Origin of the sequence: Rhodoluna sp. (assembly GCF_024639375.1) — a bacterium.
In the GTDB taxonomy this organism is placed as follows: Bacteria; Actinomycetota; Actinomycetes; order Actinomycetales; family Microbacteriaceae; genus Rhodoluna.
Map to the genome: position 1 here is coordinate 1 of NZ_JAHEIM010000020.1, position 4,154 is coordinate 4,154.

The 4,154-nt window shown below is 52.4% G+C and carries 5 protein-coding genes and 1 pseudogene; all 6 read left to right on the top strand.

The genetic code is table 11. The features are described 5' to 3' along the window. Nucleotides 1-556: YebC/PmpR family DNA-binding transcriptional regulator (locus Q0L28_RS06395; RefSeq protein ID WP_296633139.1), on the top strand; the 556-nt coding region annotated here is incomplete at its 5' end. Next, the gene (gene ruvC / locus Q0L28_RS06400; protein ID WP_296633142.1) at nucleotides 556-1,113 is read left to right on the top strand and encodes a crossover junction endodeoxyribonuclease RuvC; all 558 of its coding nucleotides are present in this window, start codon (nucleotides 556-558) and stop codon (nucleotides 1,111-1,113) included. The genes Q0L28_RS06395 and ruvC, both read left to right, overlap by 1 nt. Nucleotides 1,114-1,126: 13 nt before the next feature. Continuing rightward, a complete protein-coding gene (gene ruvA, locus Q0L28_RS06405; protein ID WP_296633145.1) occupies nucleotides 1,127-1,693 on the top strand; it encodes a Holliday junction branch migration protein RuvA in 567 nt (188 codons plus the stop codon). Beyond that, complete coding sequence (ruvB, locus tag Q0L28_RS06410; RefSeq protein ID WP_296633148.1) at nucleotides 1,690-2,712, top strand: Holliday junction branch migration DNA helicase RuvB; 1,023 nt, start codon at nucleotides 1,690-1,692, stop codon at nucleotides 2,710-2,712. The genes ruvA and ruvB overlap by 4 nt, the downstream gene beginning before the upstream one ends. Before the next feature lie 51 nt (nucleotides 2,713-2,763). Continuing rightward, nucleotides 2,764-3,156, top strand: a complete 393-nt coding sequence (gene yajC / locus Q0L28_RS06415; RefSeq protein ID WP_296633150.1) for a preprotein translocase subunit YajC — start codon at nucleotides 2,764-2,766, stop codon at nucleotides 3,154-3,156. Nucleotides 3,157-3,170: 14 nt separating this feature from the next. After that, nucleotides 3,171-4,154: pseudogene (locus Q0L28_RS06420) on the top strand (protein translocase subunit SecD); the annotation flags it as partial.

Genomic DNA, 4,154 nt, shown 5'->3' on the forward strand with positions numbered 1-4,154 from the left:
TGCCATCAAACGCGGCTCTGGTGTCGGCGCAGACGCAGTTGAATACACCACCATCATGTATGAGGGTTATGGTCCAAACGGTGTTGCCGTGCTAATCGAATGTTTGACAGACAACAAGAACCGAGCAGCTGCCGAAGTTCGCGTGGGTGTGACTCGCAACGGTGGCACCATGGCTGACCCCGGTTCGGTTTCTTACCAGTTCAGCCGCAAAGGTGTAATCGTGGTTGCAAAGAACGAAGCGACCACAGAAGACAGCATCTTCGAGGCAGTTCTTGAAGTAGGCGTTGACGACATTGAAGACCGCGATGAGCAATTCGTGATTACTACCGACCCTTCATCGATGGTCGCAGTACGCACCGCCTTGCAGAGTGCCGGTCTCGACTATGAGAGTGCTGACGTCGAGTTCGTTTCTTCTATGCCAATTCAGGTTGATGTTGACACTGCTAGAAAGGTCATAGACCTCATTGACGCACTTGAAGATCTCGATGACGTTCAAAATGTGTATTCAAACTTCGACATGACCGCTGAAGTAGCAGCACAACTCGAACAGGAATAATGCGAATCCTCGGCGTTGACCCGGGTTTAACCCGCTGCGGCGTTGCCGTTGTTGAAGTGGCGCCAAACCGCAAAGCAACTTTTGTTGCCGTGGAGACCATTCGCACCTCACCCGAAACAGAGCTTCCTCAGCGACTTCAAGACATCGCTTCACAGATTGACCTGTTGATAGAAGTTCACAAACCGAACGTCATTGCAATTGAACGCGTTTTCTCGCAGGCAAACGTGCGAACAGTTATGGGTACTGCGCAAATTTCCGGCGTAGTCATGTTGCTAGCAGCGCGAAGGGGCATAGCAGTTCAGATGCACACGCCAACAGAGGTTAAAGCCGCTGTTACCGGATCTGGTCGCGCAGCTAAGTTGCAGGTAGGAACAATGGTCGCCAAAATCCTTGGCCTCACCGAGATTCCGAAACCAGCTGATTCGGCCGACGCTTTAGCAATTGCAATCACAGCTGGGTGGAGACCAACCACCGCATCAACCAGCGGTGAACTGACCAAGGCCCAACAGGCGTGGCAAAGCGCCGAGGCGGCATCCAAGAAAAAACCAAAGCGTTAGTTAGTCTTTTGGCGTGATTGCATCGCTAACCGGCAAAGTACAGGCCAAGAGCCAAGGCTCTATTGTGCTTTCAGTTGCCGGAGTTGGATATTCTGTGGCGGTCGCCAAGCAACTATTTGATTCACTTTCAGTTGGCGACGATTTGTTGCTACACACTGCATTCATTGTTCGAGAAGACGCCTTCAGTCTCTTTGGGTTCGCAGAGGTAGAACAACTTGCTCTCTTTGACTTGCTTCGAAGCGTGTCTGGCGTCGGCCCCAAAACGGCGCTCGCTGCTATTGGAACGCTCTCAGGTGCAGACATTGCCAACGCTGTCACGAATGACGACGCAAAGGTATTCGAACAAGTTTCAGGAATCGGAACCAAGACCGCAAAGCTAATTGTGGTAACGCTCACAGGAAAGTTAAAGAGCGTGGGCGGTGGTGAGGTCAATCAAGATCTTCTTGTTGCCCTGCAAGGTTTGGGTTGGCCCGAGCGCGTTGCCGATCCGGTTGCAAAAGAAGTTCTTAAATCGGCAGGCAACAAGCCGCTCGCTGATTTGATTCGCGAATCGCTGGCGATTCTTGGCGGCAAGCAGTGAGCGATCTAACCGATCCACAGATCGAAAGAAGTGAACTTGCCTTTGAGGCCTCACTTCGACCTGGCTCGCTTGATGAATTTGTTGGCCAAGAAAATGTGCGTAAGCAACTATCTCTGATTCTCGATGCAGCTGCAATTCAAAAGCGTGTTGCCGATCACATTCTTTTGGCCGGGCCGCCAGGTCTTGGCAAAACGACTCTCGCGATGATTGTTGCCAAAGAATCAAACGCAAATCTCAGGCTAACCAGCGGTCCAGCGATTCAACATGCCGGCGATTTGGCTGCAGTGCTTTCGTCATTGATGCCGGGAGAGGTTTTGTTCATCGACGAAATTCACCGCATGGCCCGTTCGGCTGAAGAGATGCTCTATCTAGCAATGGAAGACTTTCGCATTGATGTAATGGTTGGCAAAGGTCCAGGCGCCACAAGCGTTTCGCTCGAAATTGCTCCTTTCACTTTGGTCGGGGCAACCACTCGTTCTGGCATCTTGGCAAATCCGCTGCGTGACCGATTCGGTTTCACCGCAAATCTCGAGTTCTACTCGGATGACGAGCTCGCTTCTGTTCTTGCTCGCGCTGCAAGACAACTTGGCATTGAAATCCATACGGATGCAACCGCGGCCATCGCTTCACGCAGTCGCGGCACACCGAGAATAGCTAATCGCCTTCTGCGCCGAGTTCGAGATTTCGCCCTGGTGAATTCACACAGTGTGATTTCGGTTGCCATCGCCAATGACGCCATGTCGATTTACGAAGTTGATTCGCTTGGTCTCGACCGTCTCGATCGTGAGGTGCTCAAAGTGCTTTGCACGTCATATCCGGGTCGGGCCGTTGGCCTTTCGACCATTGCAGTCTCGGTTGGTGAAGAACAGGACACTATCGATGGGGTAGTCGAGCCCTATTTGGTGCGCTCAGGCCTTGTTGTCAGAACCCCGAAGGGTCGCGAGGCTACTGCGGCGGCCTATCAACATTTGGGTCTGCCTAAGCCAAATAACGGGCAGGCAAGCCTGTTTGACCTATAATTGCCTAGGCGCCGTGGGCGTCTTCAATTTGCTAATTAAGGCAGGCTTCTAATGGATCCAAACATCATTCTTTTCGGTGCGCTTGGCGTAATGATCGTGTTCATGTTCATGAACAACAAGAAACGCAAGAAGCAGGCAGAAGACTTGCAGACTTCAATCGTGGTTGGCTCATATGTGATGCTAACCAGCGGCATTTACGGAACCGTAGCTGCATTTGAAGGCGACAAGGTCATTCTTGAGACCGCACCGGGCACCAAGTTGGTTGTCAACAAGTTGGCTATTCGCCAGGTTGAGGCAAACAAGCCAGCAACTGCAAAGGCTCCTGCGGCGGCAAAGCCGGCCGCAAAGAAGGCATCTGCAAATAAGGCAGCGGCAAAGAAGCCTGCCGCAAAGACCACCTCGACTGCGGTTAAGAAGCCAGCAGCTAAAAAGTCAGCTAAGTAGAAACAAGGTTCCACGTGGCATCGTCAGTAACTAAGACAGCACGCAAGCGTCTCGCTTGGTTGCTCGCACTCATCATCACCTTTGCGGGCATCATCGGACTCGGCATGGCAACAAACCAGGCCGGCGCTTCTTTCGTGCCACAGCTTGCACTCGATTTGCAAGGTGGAACCTCGATCATCCTTTCGCCAACCGTCGCCAACGGTGAAACCGTGAAGCCTGAGCAACTCGACCAAGCGGTAGCAATCATCCGTGCGCGTGTTGACTCAACAGGTGTTTCTGAGTCAACAGTCACCACCTCTGGCAATAACAACATCATCGTTGAGATTCCTGGTGTTCCGTCTGATAGCACTCTGCAGCTAATCAAGAGCAGCGCAAAGCTTGAATTTCGCGCTGTTCTTGTAGCCTCGGCGAGCACCACTTCACAGGTCGGCGGAGACTCTTCATCGAGCGCTTCACCAAGCGCATCTCCTGCAGCAAGCAAAAGTGCGGCACCTGCTCCAACTGCAAAACCAACCGACCCTAGCGACCTGAATTGGGTTAGCCCTGCTCTTCAGGCACAGTTCGATGCACTCGACTGCAGCAAGCAATTCAGAGCTCCTGGCCAGGTTGACGACCCGACTCAGCCTTTGGTTACCTGCGACTCTTACCGCTACCAGAAGTACATTCTCGGACCGGTAGAAGTTGCCGGTGCAGACATTTCAAACGCAACCGCTGGCACCATCACTACCCAAACCGGTGCTGCAACTAACGAGTGGGCAGTCAATCTTGACTTCAACGCCAAGGGAACCGAAGCGTTCAGTGCCGTCACTTCGCGTCTTTTTCCTTTGACCAGCCCGCGCAATCAATTCGCGGTAACTCTTGATGGCTATGTCATCACTGCGCCGCAAACCAACGCGGTTATCACCAACGGTTCAGCTCAGATCACTGGAAGCTTCACCAAAGATTCTTCTAAATCGTTGGCAGACCAACTGAAGTATGGTTCATTGCCAATCGGCTTT

What these genes read in the sequence shown, in the direction of transcription:
- ruvC (WP_296633142.1), top strand. Translation starts at nt 556, where the DNA reads ATGCGAATCCTCGGCGTTGACCCGGGTTTAACCCGCTGCGGCGTTGCC.
- yajC (WP_296633150.1), top strand. Translation starts at nt 2,764, where the DNA reads ATGGATCCAAACATCATTCTTTTCGGTGCGCTTGGCGTAATGATCGTG.